We start from the raw sequence: 17,489 nt of genomic DNA on the forward strand, positions 1-17,489 counted from the left end.
CAAAAGGAGAGGGAAGTCCATATGACAGACAACTTAAAAAACGCTGCGCCGTGGGCAACACTCATTATTATTACGGGAATGTCAGGCGCAGGGAAGACCATTGCAGTGCAAAGCCTGGAAGACTTGGGCTTCTTCTGCGTTGATAATTTACCGCCTGTGCTGATTCCCAAATTTGCTGAATTAATTGAACAGTCCAACGGTAAGATAGGCAAAGTGGCGCTGGTGATTGACTTGCGCGGGCGAGAATTTTTTACAGCCTTGTCGGAATCATTGAACTATATTAAGGATCATTTTACGATTCATTGTGAAATTTTGTTCCTGAATGCCAATGACGGTGTTCTCGTACAGCGATACAAGGAGAGCCGTCGTCGCCACCCGCTTGCTCCGGATGGTATGCCTCTTGACGGTATACGACTGGAGCGCAAAATGTTGGAGGAGCTGAAAAGCTCGGCAACACAGGTCATTGATACAAGTGTAATGAAGCCTGCAACTTTAAAGGCGCGGATTATTTCCCGATTTTCTCATCTGGAGAGCAGCATGCTTTCCGTAAACATTACCTCTTTCGGCTTCAAATATGGTATTCCCATTGATGCCGATCTCATATTCGACGTGCGTTTCCTGCCCAATCCTCACTATGTGGACCAATTGCGACCACACACCGGACAGGATAGCGATGTGTATGATTATGTTATGAAATGGCCGGAGACTCAGGCATTTCTGACCAAGCTACTGGATATGTTACATTTTTTGATTCCGCAATACCGCAAGGAAGGCAAAAGCCAGGTCATTATTGGTATCGGGTGTACCGGCGGTAAGCATCGTTCTGTCGCGATATCTGAATATTTAGGAAAAATGCTGGGTGCCAGTGAAACAGAATCAGTTTCTGTTTCACATCGGGATGCTGATCGCGACCGGCATTAATGAGGTGAAAACATGAAAGAGACCGGATCACAACGGGAGCGCCCTCGTATTGTTGTTATGGGCGGCGGAACCGGCTTGTCCGTCATGCTGCGGGGGTTGAAACAAAAGCCGCTGGATATTACGGCTATTGTTACAGTCGCTGACGATGGCGGAAGCTCCGGGATATTGCGCAGTGAGCTACAAATGCCCCCTCCGGGGGATATTCGTAATGTGCTGACTGCACTGGCTGATGTAGAGCCGGTGATGTCCGATATGCTGAAATATCGTTTCGGTGCAGGATCAGGCTTGGCAGGCCATAGTCTGGGCAACCTGATTTTAGCGGCGATGACCGATATATCAGGAGATTTTGTGACGGCGGTGCGTGAGCTTAGCCGTGTATTTGCTGTACGGGGGCGTGTGCTGCCGGCGGCTGAAGAAGGCGTTGTGCTGAGTGCCGAAATGGAGGATGGCACGGTGGTTACCGGTGAATCCAAAATCCCGGAAGCGGGCGGCAGAATCAAACGTGTTTTTCTTGAACCGACTCACGTGGAGCCGTTGCCTGAGGCTGTAGAGGCCATTAATGAGGCCGATGCGATCCTGATTGGTCCTGGCAGTCTGTACACCAGCATTTTGCCGAATTTGCTTGTACCGAAGCTTGCAGAGGCTGTGGTGAAATCAGACGCTATCAAGATATTCGTCTGCAACGTTATGACTCAGCCAGGCGAAACGGATGGATATACAGTGGGGGACCACTTGCAGGCTATTTATGAGCATGTAGGGCATCATTTGTTTGATTATGTGATCGTCAATAATGGAGAGATTCCGCCTCAGGTACAGGAAATGTATGCCGAGCAGGGTGCCAAGCCAGTTCAAGTAGACATGGGAGAGCTGACTGAGCGGGGGTATAAAGTGGTGGCAGATACGCTTGTTCTGTTCCGCACCTATTTACGGCATGATGCCGACAAACTGAGCCAGCACATTTACCAATTGGTACAAAACTGGATATTAAGAAGGAGGTGAGTCCCTTGTCCTTTGCGGCACAAACAAAAAAAGAGCTTACGATGATTGAAAGCCAGCCCTGCTGTGAAAAAGCGGAACTATCTGCGCTCATACGTATGCTCGGGTCCGTACAGCTGTCCAACAAAAGGGTGATATTGGACGTGTCCACAGAAAACGCCGCGATTGCAAGGCGGATTTACTCCTTGATCAAAAAGCATTTTCAAGTTCATATTGAGCTGCTTGTACGGAAAAAAATGCGCCTGAAAAAAAATAACGTGTACATTGTCCGCATTCCAAGCGGTGTACAAGAGCTCTTGAAGGATCTTTACATCGTATCAGAAGGGTTCTTGTTCACGGACGGGATTAATCGGGATATCATTCGGAAAAACTGTTGTAAGCGGGCTTATTTGCGTGGCGCTTTTATGGCAGGTGGTTCTGTGAACAATCCGGAGGGATCGTCTTACCATCTGGAGATTTCCTCGATGTATGAGGAGCATTGCCAGGCGCTGGTCGATCTGGCGAATGAGTTTCATCTGAATGCCCGCTGCATTGAGCGAAAAAAAGGCTTTATTCTCTACATCAAGGAAGGCGAAAAGATCATTGAGCTACTCAGCATCATTGGCGCGCATCAGGCTTTGTTCAAATTCGAGGATGTCCGCATTATGCGTGATATGCGTAATTCCGTCAACCGGATTGTTAATTGTGAAACGGCTAATTTGAACAAGACGATTGGAGCTGCTGTCCGGCAAATTGAGAATATCAAGCTGCTGGAGAGGGAAGTCGGCCTGGATACGCTGCCAGATAAGCTGCGCGAGGTGGCGGAAATACGTCTCGCTCATCCTGATTTGAATTTAAAAGAAGTCGGGGAAATGCTCAAAGGGGTTGTGAGTAAGTCGGGTGTCAATCATCGACTTCGCAAAATTGACGAGATGGCTGACAAAATCAGGGGAGAAAACGGCCTGATTCCATAAAAGGAGTGTCTGTGGGGCTTCAGCCCCGGTTTTTTTAGTTTTTTTTCTAGTGTCTGTCCCGGGTTAATGTTATAATGTGATAAATAAAATGGAGTAAGTAGTGTCCAGATTTATTTGATGAGGGGGTAAGCTGACATGTCAAAACATCCGGTAGTCGTACGCTTGAAAACAGGACTGCACGCCAGACCTGCTGCGTTGTTCGTACAGGAAGCGAATAAATATTCATCTGAGATTTTTGTGGAAAAAGAAGACAAGAAGGTTAATGCCAAGAGTATTATGGGTATTATGAGCCTTGCCATCAGTACAGGTACTGAAATTTACATTAGTGCTGAAGGTGCGGATGCCGAACAGGCTGTAAACGCTTTAGTAAGTCTGGTTAGTAAAGTAGAGCTGGAAAATCAATAAATAAACATCTGCTTTGTGATATGGTATATGCTCTTAGTGAAAAGCCCCTTTGGGGCTTTTTTTGTACCCGAAAAAACAGAGTGGGCAATCCCCTGTTGGGCTGCTACAATGTGGTCTCTTTGAATATCGGCGCTGTGTTTAGCCCAAGCTACAAGCAATTTAAATTCTGTGATGGTACTCTGTTTCGAAAATGTGGTGCCTAACTGCAACCTTTTCCCTTAGTTTCCGTCTGGAAGGTACATACATCATCAAGAAAAGAGGGCGAATATGATGAAGCATTGGACAAAAGCTGCAAATACAGCAGTTCTGGCAGGAGCATTATTGGCAGGAGTAGTAGCGGGAGGATTATGGACAGGAGCAGATCGCGCCTATGCCGCGTCAGCATCTACGACGGTAAGCAGTGTAATTAATGTGAGTGGCAGCGGGGAAGTATTGGTTAAACCCGATATTGCCTATCTATCCATCGGCGTACAATCTGAAGGAAATACAGCAGCAGCTGCCCAAAAAGCCAACGCCGCTAAAATAAGTAAGGTCACACAACTGCTGAAAGAAAAGTGGAGCATCAGTGCAGACGACATTCAGACGAGCCAGTTCTACGTGCAGCCTAACTATACCTATGACGAAAAACAAGGACAGAAGCTCAAAGGCTATATTGCCAATCATACGCTTTCCGTAAAGTACCGTAATTTGGATAAAATCGGTCAGTTACTGGATGAGGCTACACAGTCTGGAGCGAACAACGTGGATAATGTGCGTTTTTCGGTAGAAAACTCTTCAGCTTATGAAGAAGAAGCGATTGCCAAGGCGTTGGGAAATGCTCAATCCAAAGCCAGTGCTGTAGCGAAGGCAACCAAACGAGGGCTTGGAACTCTCCTGAACGTAACGGTAGATGGGGGAGATGCCCAAATCTTCACACAACGTGAGGCTGCTATGAGTAAAGCACTCTTGGATACAAGCGGCGGAACAGAAATACAATCCGGTCAAGTGACTGTGAAGGTCCAAGTATCGGCACAATACGAATTGAACTAACGTACAGATGATAACGAAGCCACAAGCGTCCTGCTTTATTTGCAGGATGACTTGCTGGCTTTTTTATATGTCGAAATTATTTTGTAATGAGTCTGTAATAGCTGGGTCCCCTAGATGTACAGATTGAAATCGGAGAGTGTACAGATTGTAAACTACGAACATAGGGGGATAGATATAATAAGTAAAGTAATCAATACACGTAGAATACACATCTATAACAGGAGGAATATTTAATATGAACAAGCATACAAAAAAATGGGGCTCCGCACTGCTGGCAGCGGGAATTTTAGTAGGAGTTGCAGTTGTTCCCGTTTCCTATATCGAGGCAGCTTCATACAAACAACAGGCTACAGCACAGCAACCAGGTATTTCTATTAAATGGAATGGTAAAACGTTGGCGACCAAAGGGATTCAGGTGAACGGAAGCACAGTGATTCCCGTAGCAGCATTGCGCGACAGCCTGGGGATTCCGGTGAGTTATGATGCCAAAACAGCGACTTATACCGTAGGTAGTGGGTACAATAAGCTTTACATCATGTCCTCTTCCTCCGATGGTCCCTATGTCAATGTCAATGGAATAACCACACGCAACATGGACGCCAAACAGATCGCCGGGAAGCTGTACATTCCTATGAGTCTGCTGAAAGACTATCTGGGTATCGATGCTCAGTGGAATGCAGCTCAGAAAACAGTAACAATGAGTAAAAGCCAGCTAAATCCGATCACGATTACGTCCCAATCTCTTCCGGCTTCGAGTGATGCAAAGGTTTCCTACAAGGTTAAGTACTCGCAAATCAGCGGTGGCCAGCTAAACCCTGAAGCTCAGCAGGCCATTAATAGTGTGCTCAAAAAGCAAGCGGAGGGAATACTGGCAGCAGGCAAAAAGCAAGTAGCAGAGGGTGAACCTACAGTAGAAAGACCGTATACTTTCAGTAATGATTTTGCTATTGCCTATAACCAACAAGGGATTTTGAGCATCATTATGGAGGATTACTCCGATACGGCTGGTGCTCATGGTATGACGGCCCGTAAAGGATATACGTTCTCACTCGCTGATGGAAAATTGCTGCAATTGTCTGACGTGCTGAAGGCCAATCCTAATTACAAACAGTTTCTTAATAGCGACCTGAAGAAAAAAATTAATGGTCCAATGGTGAATGAAGGCGGCTTTGGTGGCTTCAAGAATATTGCGGCTAATCCGAATTTTTATGTAACGAATAGCGGTGTGACGATTGTGTTTGACTTGTATGAGTATGGGCCTTATGCGTATGGTATTCCTGAGTTCACTTATTCGTTTGGTCAATTGTTGCCTCAAGGCAGCAAGCCTTTTACTGGACAGAATGAATAGTACAAATGAATAAGTTAGATTATCTGTACACAAAAGAATAGTAAACGAAAAAAGCTGCCTACCGGATACAATCATCCGGGGCAGCTTTTTTCGTTTACCAGCTATTCAGAGGCCATAATTCGTTCTCTTACACACCTTCTGGAGAGGAGCTAGTAAGCACTTTATCAATAATACCGTATTCCTTGGCATCATCCGCGGACATGAAATAGTCACGGTCTGTGTCTTTTTCAATGCGCTCCAGTGGTTGGCCTGTGCGATCTGCGAGAATGCGGTTCAATTTGTCGCGCATTTTCAGAATGCGGCGGGCGCGGATTTCAATATCCGTTGCTTGACCTTGTGCGCCACCCAGCGGTTGGTGAATCATAATCTCACTGTTCGGCAAAGCAAAACGTTTGCCCTTGGCACCTGCGTTCAGCAAGAACGCACCCATGGAAGCCGCCATACCTACACAAATCGTAGACACGTCAGGTTTAATATATTGCATCGTATCGAAAATGGCCATACCGGCTGTGATCGAACCGCCAGGGCTGTTAACATACAAGTGAATGTCTTTTTCAGGATCTTCGGCAGCCAAAAACAGCATTTGCGCAATAATAGAGTTGGCTACAACGTCATTGACGTCCGAGCCCAACAAAATAATGCGATCCTTCAACAGTCTGGAATAAATGTCATAGGCGCGTTCGCCGCGGTTACTTTGTTCTACTACCATAGGAACATAGCTCACGTCAAAAAACCTCCCTTTAATATCGTTAATGGATTTGGTGGACATGCCGATTACACGTCCCTATTTATAAACTGTTACCGTATTAACCACATGATAAACAATTTCAAACAAAAAGTCAAAGAAAGTCAAACTAATAGTCAAAAAAAAGAGCCCTCTGCGCTCTTATTGGTTAAAACAGTATATAGAAGCATTTAGACATTCATATAAAATGGCGCGCCCGCGAGGAATCGAACCTCGATCTCAGGCTCCGGAGGCCTACGTCATATCCGTTGGACCACGGGCGCACAGCTAATTGGAAACAAAGATGATTATATGATATACGGCATTGAATTGCAAGCTTTTATTACGTGCGCATATTCACATAAAAAGTTGAGAAATATAGGTTCAGATAGACTTGCATGTGGAGCAAATATTGGGTAAGATATACGTGGGACTTAAAAAGTTAACCCGGGACGTTTTAAGACCAGTTAGTGATATAGTATTAAAGATAGAACTTAGAAGTGTGCGGGAGTGGAAAGCATGCGAAAGATATTAGAAATACAGAAGCAGCTTCTGCCCGACCTCATGGATGTTTTGAAAAAAAGGTACACAATCCTGCATCAGATTATGCTGTCCGATGTTATTGGACGCAGAACGCTGGCGGCTTCACTGAACATGACCGAGCGCGTGTTGCGCGCCGAAACCGATCTTCTTAAAGCCCAAGGGCTGATTGAGATTGAGAGTGTGGGCATGAAGGTGAGCAAAGCAGGACTGGATCTGCTGGAACAGCTGGAGCCAATTGCGAACAACTTGTTCGGCCTGTCCCAATTGGAGGATCAGATTCGTCAAGCCTATGGTTTGAGGAAGGTGGTTGTCGTTCCAGGGGATTCGGATGCTTCTCCTTTAACGAAGCAGGAGCTGGGTCGTGCCGGGGCAAAAGCGCTGCTGAGTGTTATGGACGACGAGGATGTGGTCGCCGTAACAGGTGGCACGACGATTGCCGACGTGGCGGACCAACTGACACTACCTGCTAATGGCCCACTTAAGGGCGGATGGTTCGTACCAGCACGTGGGGGTTTGGGAGAAAGCATGGAAATGCAGGCGAACACAATTGCTTCCACAATGGCTCGTAAGGTCGGCTCACAATACCGTCTGCTCCATGTACCGGATTTGCTCAGCAATCATGCTTACAACTCCCTGCTTGAAGATACGAATATTCAGGATATTTTAAGCCTGATTCGCGAGAGTCGGATCATCATTCACGGGATAGGCAACGCCATAGCAATGGCACGTAGACGCAAGCTCGACCCTGAAACCTTTGCCCAGATCAGCAGTGAGGGCGCGGTTGCCGAATCGTTTGGCTATTATTTTAACGAAGACGGCGTCGTTGTTCACAGAATGCTGACGCTTGGACTCCGTTTGGAGGATATCAGGCGTACCGAGACGGTTCTAGGCGTAGCTGGAGGTAAGAGCAAGGCGGCCGCTATTCATGCAGTGCTGCGTTTCGGGCAGGAAGATATTCTTGTCACCGACGAAGGCGCTGCTGCTGAAATTGTAAGCCATTATTTGAATGGTTAAACGGATTTATGAATTGTGTTGTCTTGACGGGCTTTCGGGTCTGTCTTGAATATATAAACTAAACTAAACGAACTTTGGGAGGAACTCACTCATGACAGTTAAAGTTGGTATTAACGGTTTCGGACGTATTGGACGCCTTGCTTTCCGCCGGATTCAAAACGTGGAAGGTATTGAAGTAGTAGCAATCAATGACTTGACAGATTCCAAAATGCTGGCACATCTGTTGAAATATGATACAACACAAGGTACTTTCCAAGGAGAAGTAGAAGTACACGATGGCTTCTTCAAAGTTAACGGTAAAGAAGTTAAGGTTTTGGCTAACCGCAACCCAGAAGAACTGCCTTGGGGAGACCTGGGTGTAGATATCGTTCTGGAATGCACAGGTTTCTTCACAACTAAAGAAGCTGCTGAGAAACATTTGAAAGGCGGCGCTAAAAAAGTTGTTATCTCCGCTCCAGCTACTGGCGACATGAAAACTGTCGTTTACAACGTAAACCATGAAATTCTGGACGGTACTGAAACTGTAATCTCCGGTGCTTCTTGCACAACAAACTGCCTGGCTCCTATGGCTAAAACTTTGCAAGACAAATTTGGTATCGTTGAAGGCCTGATGACTACAATTCATGCTTACACTGGCGACCAAAACACGTTGGATGCTCCGCATGCTAAAGGCGACTTCCGTCGTGCTCGCGCTGCAGCTGAAAACATCATTCCTAACACAACTGGTGCTGCTAAAGCCATCGGTCTGGTAATTCCTGAACTGAAAGGTAAACTGGATGGCGCGGCTCAACGTGTACCAGTAGCAACTGGTTCCCTGACTGAGCTGGTAACTGTTCTGGAGAAAAACGTAACTGTTGAAGAAATCAACGCTGCGATGAAAGAAGCTTCCGATCCTGAAACTTACGGCTACACTGAAGACGAGATCGTTTCTTCCGACATCAAAGGTATCACTTTCGGTTCTTTGTTTGACGCAACTCAAACTAAAGTCCTGACTGTTGGCGACAAACAACTGGTGAAAACTGTAGCTTGGTACGACAACGAAATGTCCTACACAGCACAATTGATCCGTACGTTGGAATACTTCGCTAAATTGGCTAAGTAAGAACAGTCTTATCGCGCAACATCATAGAGCGGAAACAGCAGTTATTGTTTCCGCTCTTTATATATCAAAATGTGCCTTAAATTCCTGTTTCGTAAAATTAAAAGGGTGCGGAGGAATATGGAGATGAACAAAAAGAGCGTACGTGATATAGAACTGAATGGAAAACGGGTGTTTGTTCGTGTAGATTTTAACGTTCCGGTTGAGGACGGTAAAATTACGGATGACAAGCGTATTCGTGAAACCTTGCCAACGATTAACTACCTGATTGAAAAAGGTGCAAAAGTTATTTTGGCGAGTCACTTTGGACGTCCAAAAGGTCAGGTCGTTGAATCCATGCGTCTGACTCCTGCTGGCGTGCGTTTGTCTGAACTACTCAAAAAGCCTGTTGTTAAAGTGGACGAAGCAGTTGGTGAGGCTGTTAAAGCGAAAGTGGCTGAACTGCAAAACGGCGACGTGCTGTTGCTTGAAAATGTACGTTTCTATCCAGGAGAAGAGAAAAATGATCCTGAATTGGCGAAGCAATTTGCTGAGCTGGCTGACATTTTCGTGAATGACGCATTTGGTGCAGCGCACCGTGCTCATGCTTCCACAGAAGGTATCGCGCATCTTCTTCCGGCTGTTTCCGGCTTGCTGATGGAGAAAGAATTGTCTGTAATCGGTAAAGCTCTTTCAAACCCAGATCGTCCTTTTACAGCCATTATCGGCGGTTCCAAAGTAAAAGACAAAATCGACGTGATTGACAACCTGCTGAACATTGCAGATAACGTAATTATTGGCGGCGGTTTGGCTTATACATTTTTTAAAGCTCAAGGTCATGAAGTGGGTCAATCCCTACTGGATGAATCCAAACTGGACGTAGCTCTTGGATTTATCGAAAAAGCGAAGAAACTCGGCAAAAACTTCTATCTTCCGGTAGATATCGTTATTTCTGACGATTTCAGCGCTACGGCGAACACGAACATTGTTGATATTGACGGCATTCCTGCAGATTGGGAAGGCGTGGACATCGGACCGAAAACACGTAAAATCTATGCAGATGTTATCAAAAACTCCAAACTGGTTGTATGGAACGGACCAATGGGCGTATTTGAAATGGAGCCTTTCGCTGGCGGTACGCGTGAAGTAGCGGAAGCTTGCGCAACAACAGAAGCATACACCATCATTGGTGGCGGTGATTCTGCGGCAGCGGCTGAGAAGTTCCATCTGGCTGACAAAATGGATCATATCTCTACTGGCGGCGGCGCATCCCTTGAATTTATGGAAGGCAAAGCACTTCCGGGTGTTGTTGCACTCAACGATAAGTAATCAAACGTACTGCGCATAATAAATGCTTTAGGGCAGCTAATAGTTAGGAGTTGAAACCATTGAGAACACCGATTATCGCGGGTAACTGGAAGATGTTTAAAACCGTACCAGAAGCTAAAACTTTCATCGAAGAGATCAAAGGCAAAGCAGAGGTTGCAGGAGTGGAAAGCGTGATCTGCGCACCATTTACGAATCTTCCTGCTCTGGTTGAAGCAGTAAAAGGTACATCTATCAAAATCGGCGCACAAAACCTGCACTTTGCAGAAGACGGCGCATTTACAGGTGAAATCAGCGGCGGGATGCTGAAAGATCTGGGCGTAGACTACGTTGTGATCGGACACTCCGAGCGTCGTGAATATTTTAACGAAACAGACGAAACAGTGAACAAAAAGGTTCATGCGGCATTCCGCCACGGCCTGACTCCGATCGTATGTGTAGGCGAAAAGCTGGAAGACCGTGAAGCCGGTCAAACCAAAGCGGTTGTAAAAGTGCAAACTGTAGCGGCTTTTGCTGGTTTGGCTAAAGATCAGGCTGCACAAGTGGTTGTTGCTTATGAGCCAATTTGGGCAATCGGAACAGGTAAATCCTCCACTTCGCAGGATGCGAATGAAGTCATTTCCTATATCCGTAGTTTGTTGAAAGAACTGTACGATGAAAATACAGCAAATGCTGTACGGATTCAGTATGGTGGCAGCGTGAAACCTGAAAATGTGGCTGAATATCTGGGCCAAAGCGACATCGACGGCGCACTTGTAGGTGGCGCTAGTCTTCAACCAGCGTCTTACATCGCGCTTGTTGAGGGGGCGAAGTAAGATGACAGTACCAAAACCGGTAGCCTTAATTATTATGGATGGATTCGGACTGCGCGAAACTGTGGAAGGCAATGCGGTTGCACAGGCGAACAAGCCGAACTACGACCAATACTTAAGACAATACCCTCATTCAACGCTTACAGCGTCTGGTGAAGCGGTAGGTCTGCCGGAAGGGCAAATGGGTAACTCCGAAGTAGGTCACCTGAACATCGGCGCAGGCCGGATTGTATATCAGAGTTTGACCCGCATTTCGAAGTCCATTCGCGAAGGCGAGTTCTTCCAGAATGAAACTTTGCTTAAAGCAGTACAGCATGCCAAAAAGAACAACACGAAGCTTCACCTGTATGGACTTTTGTCCGATGGTGGCGTGCATAGCCATATTAGCCATCTGTTTGCTATGCTGGATTTGGCGAAAAAAGAAGGTTTAACAGAAGTATACATTCATGCATTTATGGATGGACGCGATGTTATGTCTGACAGCGGCGTGGACTTCATGCAACAGCTGATCGCCAAAATTCAGGAAGTGGGTATTGGTAAAATCGCGACTGTACAAGGACGCTATTATGCCATGGACCGCGACAAACGTTGGGAGCGTGTAGAGAAATCTTACCGTGCAATCGTGTACGGCGAAGGTCCTCAATATACAGATCCAATGGAAGCGTTGAAAGAATCGTATGAAAAATCGGTGTTCGACGAATTTGTGGAGCCGACGGTTATTGTGAAGGCTGACGGAAGCCCTGTAGGGCTGGTCGAAAGCAATGACTCAGTAATCTTCCTGAATTTCCGTCCTGACCGTGCGATTCAATTGTCTCAGGTATTTACGAATAAGGATTTCCGTGGCTTTGATCGCGGACCGAAATTCCCTAAAGATTTGCACTTTGTTTGCCTGACATTGTTCAGTGAAACGGTTGAAGGCTTCGTAGCCTACGAACCGAAAAACCTGGATAACACATTCGGCGAAGTATTGGTGCAGAACAACAAAAAGCAATTGCGTATTGCCGAGACCGAAAAATATCCGCACGTTACCTTCTTTTTCAGTGGTGGTCGTGATGTAGAACTGCCTGGCGAAACTCGTGTTTTGATTAACTCGCCTAAAGTGGCTACATATGACTTGCAGCCTGAAATGAGCGCTTACGAGGTTGCGGATGCTGCTGTTAGGGAAATCGAAGCCGATAAGCATGATGCGATTATCCTGAACTTTGCCAATCCGGATATGGTTGGACACTCCGGCATGCTGGAGCCAACGATCAAGGCGGTAGAGACGACGGATGAATGTGTTGGACGTGTTGTAGATGCGGTTAAAGCCAAAGGTGGCACTGTTATTATCATTGCCGACCATGGTAATGCGGATATGGAAATTGACGAGCAGGGACGTCCGTTCACAGCTCACACAACTAACCCGGTTCCGTTCATTTTGACTGACGAAAATATCGTTTTGCGTGAGCATGGAATACTGGCTGACGTAGCTCCGACGCTTCTGGATTTGATGCAACTTCCGCAGCCTGCGGAAATGACAGGAAAATCTATGATTGCATCCCGCAAGTAAGCTTGATTTAATAAGTATAGGCTTGACCAATAAATCATGATCGACAAAGGAGATTAAGTACAAATGACTATTATTTCTGACGTGTACGCTCGCGAAGTCCTCGATTCTCGTGGTAACCCAACTGTTGAAGTGGAAGTATATCTGGAATCCGGTGCTATCGGTAGTGCCATCGTTCCTTCCGGTGCCTCTACAGGCGCGCACGAAGCTGTAGAGCTTCGCGATAACGACAAATCCCGTTACCTGGGTAAAGGCGTTCTGCAAGCTGTTAAAAACGTGAACGAAATCATCGCTCCTGAAGTTATCGGCTTGGATGCTGTAAACCAAGTAGAAATTGATACATTGATGATCAAGCTTGATGGTACACATAACAAAGGTAAATTGGGTGCAAACGCAATTCTGGCGGTATCTATGGCTGTAGCTCGCGCTGCTGCTGAAGCTCTGGGTCTGCCACTGTACACTTACCTGGGCGGATTTAACGCTAAACAACTGCCAGTACCAATGATGAACATCGTTAACGGTGGCGCACATGCGGACAACAACGTTGACGTACAAGAGTTCATGGTTCTGCCTGTAGGAGCTCCTACTTTCAAAGAAGCTTTGCGTATTGGTGCGGAAATCTTCCACAACCTGAAATCCGTACTGAACTCTAAAGGTTTGAACACAGCTGTTGGCGATGAAGGCGGTTTTGCTCCTAACTTCAAATCCAACGAAGAAGCTCTGTCCACTATTATCGAAGCGATCGAAAAAGCTGGTTACAAACCAGGCGTTGACGTATTCCTCGGTATGGACGTTGCTTCCACTGAGTTCTACAAAGATGGAAAATACACACTGGAAGGCGAAGGAAAATCCTTCACTTCTGCTGAATTCGTTGACCTGCTTGCTTCTTGGGTTGATAAATATCCAATCATCACCATCGAAGATGGTTGCTCCGAAGATGACTGGGAAGGTTGGAAATTGCTCACTGAAAAACTGGGCAACAAAATCCAATTGGTTGGTGACGACCTGTTCGTAACCAATACAGAGCGTCTGGGCAAAGGTATCGAAGAAAACATCGGTAACTCCATCCTGATCAAAGTAAACCAAATCGGTACGCTGACTGAAACATTCGACGCTATCGAGTTGGCTAAACGTGCAGGATACACAGCTGTAATCTCTCACCGTTCCGGTGAATCCGAAGACAGCACAATTGCTGATATCGCTGTTGCAACAAATGCAGGCCAAATTAAAACAGGTGCGCCTTCCCGTACTGACCGTATCGCGAAGTACAACCAATTGCTCCGCATTGAGGATCAACTGGGTGAACTGGCTCAATACCACGGCCTGAAATCTTTCTACAACCTGAAAAAATAATATTACGCAAAGATGCTGACGGTGGTCAGGCGGCTGTGATTCAAGAACACAGAGTCTGAGCGCTCGAAGCCTTTTACGTAATTACAAAACAGATCTGTTCGCTAACGTGAACAGGTCTGTTTTTTTGTTTTTGCCCATGTGACGTCGGTTTTACTCTTTTGCAAGGCTTAATGAAGTGACTCGGTATAGCTGGTTGTTATCTACTGGAAGCTGTGGTAGAATAAAAATAGTGTTTTGCGTTAATTTCCGGCTATTCATAACATGATATGATCATGTTTTCATAAAAGAGGCTGTGTTGTTTTGCAAAACGGATGTATTAGCTCAGGAGGTGGGATTTTTCATGGAAATCTTTTTGAAAGTGCTGCTCGTTGTGTTCTCGATTGCTGTTATTGCGGTTGTTTTACTGCAAAAGGGGAAAAGTGCAGGTTTGTCCGGTGCCATCTCTGGCGGTGCTGAGCATCTGTTCGGCAAGACAAAAGCTCGCGGTATGGATTTGATTTTACAGCGCGTGACTGCTGTTTTGGGTGCGGGCTTTATGATCGTTTCCGTTTTGGTTGCATTTTTTGCAAAATAAGCTAAATAATAACCTTAAGCCTTCGTTTCACGGGAAACGGGGGCTTTTTTTGGATTTTAGATAGGCAGGGATGCCGTCGATTGAATTCGTGTATACTAGGGTATGAGTATATAAAGAGCCTTGTATCAGGAACAAGGAACATGCGGATTATTACTGAAAATTAAAGGTCACCCGAGGTGGACGATATTATGATAACAGAGCAACAATTACTTGATTTTATGCGCGAGACCGCATACAAACCTATGACTTACCAGGAGCTTGAGCAGCATTTTGAAATTAAGGACGCGGCGGATTTCCGCGAATTCCTTAAGCTTTTGAACGCGCTGGAGGAAGACGGAAAAATTCTGCTGACCCGGACGAACCGCTATGGTGTGCCGGAACGGATGGATTTGCAGCGCGGACGTTTGCAGGCTCATGCCAAGGGATTTGCTTTTCTGATCCCGGAAGACCGGGAGCACCCGGATGTATACATTCATGCTAATGACTTGAAGAGTGCAATGAATGGAGACACGGTACTGGTAAGAGTAACGTCGAAGGGACCTTCGGGTGGCCGTTTGGAAGGCGAAGTCGTGCGGATCGTGAAGCGCGCAGTGCTACAGGTGGTAGGCGTGTTCCAGAGCCACGAAGCATACGGTTTTGTTTTGCCGGATGATAAGCGGATTAACAGGGATATTTTTATTCCAAAAGCCAGCTCCAACGGAGCCGTGAACGGTCAAAAAGTCGTTGTGCGCATTGTGAGCTATCCGGAAGGACGAGCTGCGGCGGAAGGTGAAGTATTGGAGGTGCTGGGTCACAAGGATGATCCTGGTGTCGATATTCTATCGGTTATTCGCAAGCATCAGCTTCCAGAAGCTTTTCCCGATGAAGTGACAGAGGAAGCGGAAAAGGCTCCCGATGCGATTACGGAAGAAGAAATAGTGCGTCAGGGGCGGCGCGATCTGCGCGATAAAACGATTGTAACGATTGATGGCGAGGATGCCAAGGATCTGGATGATGCGGTTAATGTAGAGCGTCTGCCAAACGGCAACTACCGTCTGGGCGTTCATATTGCCGACGTAGGGTATTATGTGCGTGAGAGCTCCAAGCTGGATCAGGAGGCGTATAACCGCGGTTGTAGCGTGTACTTGGTCGACCGTGTTATTCCTATGCTTCCGCATCGGCTTTCCAACGGGATTTGTTCCTTGAATCCACAGGTGGATCGACTGACTTTGTCCTGTGAGATGGAATTTAATGAGCATATGAAGGTCGTAAAACATGATGTTTTCACCAGTGTCATTAAAACGAAGGAACGAATGACGTACACCAACGTTCGCAAAATCCTCGAAGAGGAAGATGCTGAACTGATGGAACGGTACAAGGAGCTGGTGGAAGACTTCCGTACGATGAAGGAACTGGCTTTGAAGCTGCGAGCTAACCGGATGCGACGGGGTGCGGTTGATTTTGATTTTGATGAAGCAAAAGTAATTGTGAATGATGAAGGCAAGGCCGTGGATATCGTTAAAAGAGAGCGCACGATTGCTGAGCAGATCATTGAAGAGTTCATGCTGGCAGCCAATGAAACGGTAGCCGAGCATTTTCACTGGCTCAAAGTGCCGTTCCTGTATCGGATTCATGAGGACCCGGACCCGGAAAAGCTGCAAAACTTTATGGCTTTTGCCGCCAATTTTGGACACCAGATCAAAGGTCGGGGGAACTCCATTCATCCGCGTGCGCTGCAAACGTTGCTGGAAGACATTCAGGGCACGAAGGAACAAACGGTGCTTAGCACCATGATGCTGCGTTCGATGAAGCAGGCGAAGTACGATGCGGAGTCGACAGGACATTTTGGACTGGCTGCGGAGTATTATTCTCATTTTACATCGCCGATTCGCCGTTACCCTGACTTGGTAATCCACCGTGTTATTCGTGAGGTATTGGAAAACGGTGGGGCTTTAACAGCCGAGCGCCAGGAGTATTTGACTGCACGGATGCCAGATATTGCGCAGCAATCCTCTGAGCGGGAACGTGTGGCTGTGGATGCAGAGCGTGATACGGAGCAGATGAAAAAGGCTGAATACATGCTGGACAAGGTCGGCGAGGAATTTGAGGGAATCATCAGCAGCGTAACCAGCTTTGGTATGTTCATTGAGCTGGACAATACGGTGGAAGGCCTGACGCGTCTGAGTGCGCTTACGGATGACTATTATCATTTTGACGAGCAGCATATGGCGTTGATCGGTGAACGTACCTCCAAGGTGTTTCGCATCGGAGATGAGGTTAAGGTTCGCGTTGCGCGCGTGAATATGGAAGATTACACGATTGATTTTGAACTCGTCGATATGAAGCAGCAGCAACGCCGTGAGCGCACGGGTGGTTCAAAGCCAGGCGCTGGCTTTGCGCGTGGCGGTGAGGGCCGAGGTAAAGGAAAGCCCCATGAGGGGCGCGACCGTAAGGGCGGCAAGGAGAAGGTTGGCAGAGAGCGTAAAGGCGGTCGTGATGCTGCCGGGAAGCCTAAAGAAGCTGTTTCAGGCGTAGGCGGCGGGGGTATTAGTACCGCGGGTCGTACGGGCCGTAGCGGCGGAAACGGCGCAGGAGCTGGCTCAGCCAGCGGCTTCGGTTTTGGCAGCGGCAAGGGCGGTTACAACTCGCCAGCATCAAGTGCGGGTAAACGTAAGAAGAAGACGTCAGCCAGCGGTATTTTTATCGGCGGAGCAGCTACACCAGGCAGTGATGCCAGCCCAAGCGGTGACGGCGCTGCACGTCGTAAGCGGAAGAGCAAAGGCAGTGGTGGTGGCGGTAATAGCACCGCTGGGTTTGTTCGGAAAAAGAAGAAGTAAGTGGCGGTAGCTTGCTTGTTAGATAGATGAATCTCTGGAATCAGTGTATTA

At 46.9% G+C, this 17,489-nt stretch carries 15 protein-coding genes and 1 tRNA gene; 14 read left to right on the top strand and 2 right to left on the bottom strand.

Features of this window, described 5'->3' with window-relative positions; all coding sequences use genetic code 11:
* The first annotated feature begins 21 nt into the window (after nucleotides 1-21).
* The 6 genes from rapZ to ABIA61_RS21495 all read left to right on the top strand — a co-directional run bounded on the left by rapZ (nucleotide 22) and on the right by ABIA61_RS21495 (nucleotide 5,652).
* On the top strand, nucleotides 22-921 hold the full coding sequence (gene rapZ / locus ABIA61_RS21470; protein WP_013308254.1) for an RNase adapter RapZ: 900 nt from the start codon (nucleotides 22-24) through the stop codon (nucleotides 919-921).
* Between the two features lie 12 nt (nucleotides 922-933).
* The gene (locus ABIA61_RS21475; protein WP_134911640.1) at nucleotides 934-1,920 is read left to right on the top strand and encodes a gluconeogenesis factor YvcK family protein; all 987 of its coding nucleotides are present in this window, start codon (nucleotides 934-936) and stop codon (nucleotides 1,918-1,920) included.
* Between the two features lie 5 nt (nucleotides 1,921-1,925).
* Nucleotides 1,926-2,870 (top strand): DNA-binding protein WhiA, encoded by a 945-nt coding sequence (gene whiA / locus ABIA61_RS21480; protein ID WP_014279171.1) that lies wholly within the window; start codon nucleotides 1,926-1,928, stop codon nucleotides 2,868-2,870.
* Nucleotides 2,871-3,005: 135 nt separating this feature from the next.
* The gene (locus tag ABIA61_RS21485; RefSeq protein ID WP_007428150.1) at nucleotides 3,006-3,275 is read left to right on the top strand and encodes an HPr family phosphocarrier protein; all 270 of its coding nucleotides are present in this window, start codon (nucleotides 3,006-3,008) and stop codon (nucleotides 3,273-3,275) included.
* A gap of 270 nt (nucleotides 3,276-3,545) precedes the next feature.
* Nucleotides 3,546-4,304 (top strand): SIMPL domain-containing protein, encoded by a 759-nt coding sequence (locus ABIA61_RS21490; protein ID WP_283656165.1) that lies wholly within the window; start codon nucleotides 3,546-3,548, stop codon nucleotides 4,302-4,304.
* 235 nt (nucleotides 4,305-4,539) lie between these two features.
* Nucleotides 4,540-5,652, top strand: a complete 1,113-nt coding sequence (locus ABIA61_RS21495) for a stalk domain-containing protein (RefSeq protein ID WP_283657509.1) — start codon at nucleotides 4,540-4,542, stop codon at nucleotides 5,650-5,652.
* A gap of 127 nt (nucleotides 5,653-5,779) precedes the next feature.
* Here the strand turns inward: ABIA61_RS21495 and clpP are convergent, their stop codons facing one another.
* Entirely contained in the window at nucleotides 5,780-6,376 is a 597-nt protein-coding gene (gene clpP, locus ABIA61_RS21500) for an ATP-dependent Clp endopeptidase proteolytic subunit ClpP (RefSeq protein ID WP_025686039.1), read from the bottom strand.
* A 209-nt stretch (nucleotides 6,377-6,585) separates the two neighbouring features.
* A tRNA-Arg gene (locus ABIA61_RS21505) sits at nucleotides 6,586-6,660 on the bottom strand.
* A 235-nt stretch (nucleotides 6,661-6,895) separates the two neighbouring features.
* Here ABIA61_RS21505 and ABIA61_RS21510 point away from each other — a divergent pair.
* The 8 genes from ABIA61_RS21510 (at nucleotide 6,896) to rnr (ending at nucleotide 17,438) form a co-directional block, all read left to right on the top strand.
* Complete coding sequence (locus ABIA61_RS21510) at nucleotides 6,896-7,933, top strand: sugar-binding transcriptional regulator (protein WP_283654144.1); 1,038 nt, start codon at nucleotides 6,896-6,898, stop codon at nucleotides 7,931-7,933.
* 91 nt (nucleotides 7,934-8,024) lie between these two features.
* Entirely contained in the window at nucleotides 8,025-9,035 is a 1,011-nt protein-coding gene (gap, locus tag ABIA61_RS21515) for a type I glyceraldehyde-3-phosphate dehydrogenase (RefSeq protein WP_014279176.1), read from the top strand.
* Between the two features lie 123 nt (nucleotides 9,036-9,158).
* Entirely contained in the window at nucleotides 9,159-10,340 is a 1,182-nt protein-coding gene (locus ABIA61_RS21520) for a phosphoglycerate kinase (RefSeq protein WP_149095409.1), read from the top strand.
* Between the two features lie 59 nt (nucleotides 10,341-10,399).
* Nucleotides 10,400-11,152 (top strand): triose-phosphate isomerase, encoded by a 753-nt coding sequence (gene tpiA, locus ABIA61_RS21525; RefSeq protein WP_283654145.1) that lies wholly within the window; start codon nucleotides 10,400-10,402, stop codon nucleotides 11,150-11,152.
* A 1-nt stretch (nucleotide 11,153) separates the two neighbouring features.
* Nucleotides 11,154-12,698, top strand: a complete 1,545-nt coding sequence (gpmI, locus tag ABIA61_RS21530) for a 2,3-bisphosphoglycerate-independent phosphoglycerate mutase (RefSeq protein WP_283654146.1) — start codon at nucleotides 11,154-11,156, stop codon at nucleotides 12,696-12,698.
* A gap of 63 nt (nucleotides 12,699-12,761) precedes the next feature.
* Nucleotides 12,762-14,048: a phosphopyruvate hydratase gene (gene eno / locus ABIA61_RS21535; protein ID WP_044645031.1), complete on the top strand. Its 1,287-nt coding sequence runs from the start codon at nucleotides 12,762-12,764 to the stop codon at nucleotides 14,046-14,048.
* Between the two features lie 340 nt (nucleotides 14,049-14,388).
* On the top strand, nucleotides 14,389-14,622 hold the full coding sequence (gene secG, locus ABIA61_RS21540) for a preprotein translocase subunit SecG (protein WP_043922593.1): 234 nt from the start codon (nucleotides 14,389-14,391) through the stop codon (nucleotides 14,620-14,622).
* Nucleotides 14,623-14,810: 188 nt separating this feature from the next.
* Complete coding sequence (gene rnr, locus ABIA61_RS21545; RefSeq protein ID WP_404520820.1) at nucleotides 14,811-17,438, top strand: ribonuclease R; 2,628 nt, start codon at nucleotides 14,811-14,813, stop codon at nucleotides 17,436-17,438.
* Nucleotides 17,439-17,489 lie beyond the last annotated feature (51 nt).

Origin of the sequence: Paenibacillus sp. RC21 (assembly GCF_044907935.1) — a bacterium.
Lineage (GTDB): Bacteria > Bacillota > Bacilli > Paenibacillales > Paenibacillaceae > Paenibacillus > Paenibacillus terrae_A.

What these genes read in the sequence shown, in the direction of transcription:
- gap (WP_014279176.1), top strand. Translation starts at nt 8,025, where the DNA reads ATGACAGTTAAAGTTGGTATTAACGGTTTCGGACGTATTGGACGCCTT.
- eno (WP_044645031.1), top strand. Translation starts at nt 12,762, where the DNA reads ATGACTATTATTTCTGACGTGTACGCTCGCGAAGTCCTCGATTCTCGT.
- ABIA61_RS21510 (WP_283654144.1), top strand. Translation starts at nt 6,896, where the DNA reads ATGCGAAAGATATTAGAAATACAGAAGCAGCTTCTGCCCGACCTCATG.
- ABIA61_RS21475 (WP_134911640.1), top strand. Translation starts at nt 934, where the DNA reads ATGAAAGAGACCGGATCACAACGGGAGCGCCCTCGTATTGTTGTTATG.
- ABIA61_RS21495 (WP_283657509.1), top strand. Translation starts at nt 4,540, where the DNA reads ATGAACAAGCATACAAAAAAATGGGGCTCCGCACTGCTGGCAGCGGGA.
- rnr (WP_404520820.1), top strand. Translation starts at nt 14,811, where the DNA reads ATGATAACAGAGCAACAATTACTTGATTTTATGCGCGAGACCGCATAC.
- secG (WP_043922593.1), top strand. Translation starts at nt 14,389, where the DNA reads ATGGAAATCTTTTTGAAAGTGCTGCTCGTTGTGTTCTCGATTGCTGTT.
- gpmI (WP_283654146.1), top strand. Translation starts at nt 11,154, where the DNA reads ATGACAGTACCAAAACCGGTAGCCTTAATTATTATGGATGGATTCGGA.
- ABIA61_RS21520 (WP_149095409.1), top strand. Translation starts at nt 9,159, where the DNA reads ATGAACAAAAAGAGCGTACGTGATATAGAACTGAATGGAAAACGGGTG.
- ABIA61_RS21490 (WP_283656165.1), top strand. Translation starts at nt 3,546, where the DNA reads ATGAAGCATTGGACAAAAGCTGCAAATACAGCAGTTCTGGCAGGAGCA.
- rapZ (WP_013308254.1), top strand. Translation starts at nt 22, where the DNA reads ATGACAGACAACTTAAAAAACGCTGCGCCGTGGGCAACACTCATTATT.
- ABIA61_RS21485 (WP_007428150.1), top strand. Translation starts at nt 3,006, where the DNA reads ATGTCAAAACATCCGGTAGTCGTACGCTTGAAAACAGGACTGCACGCC.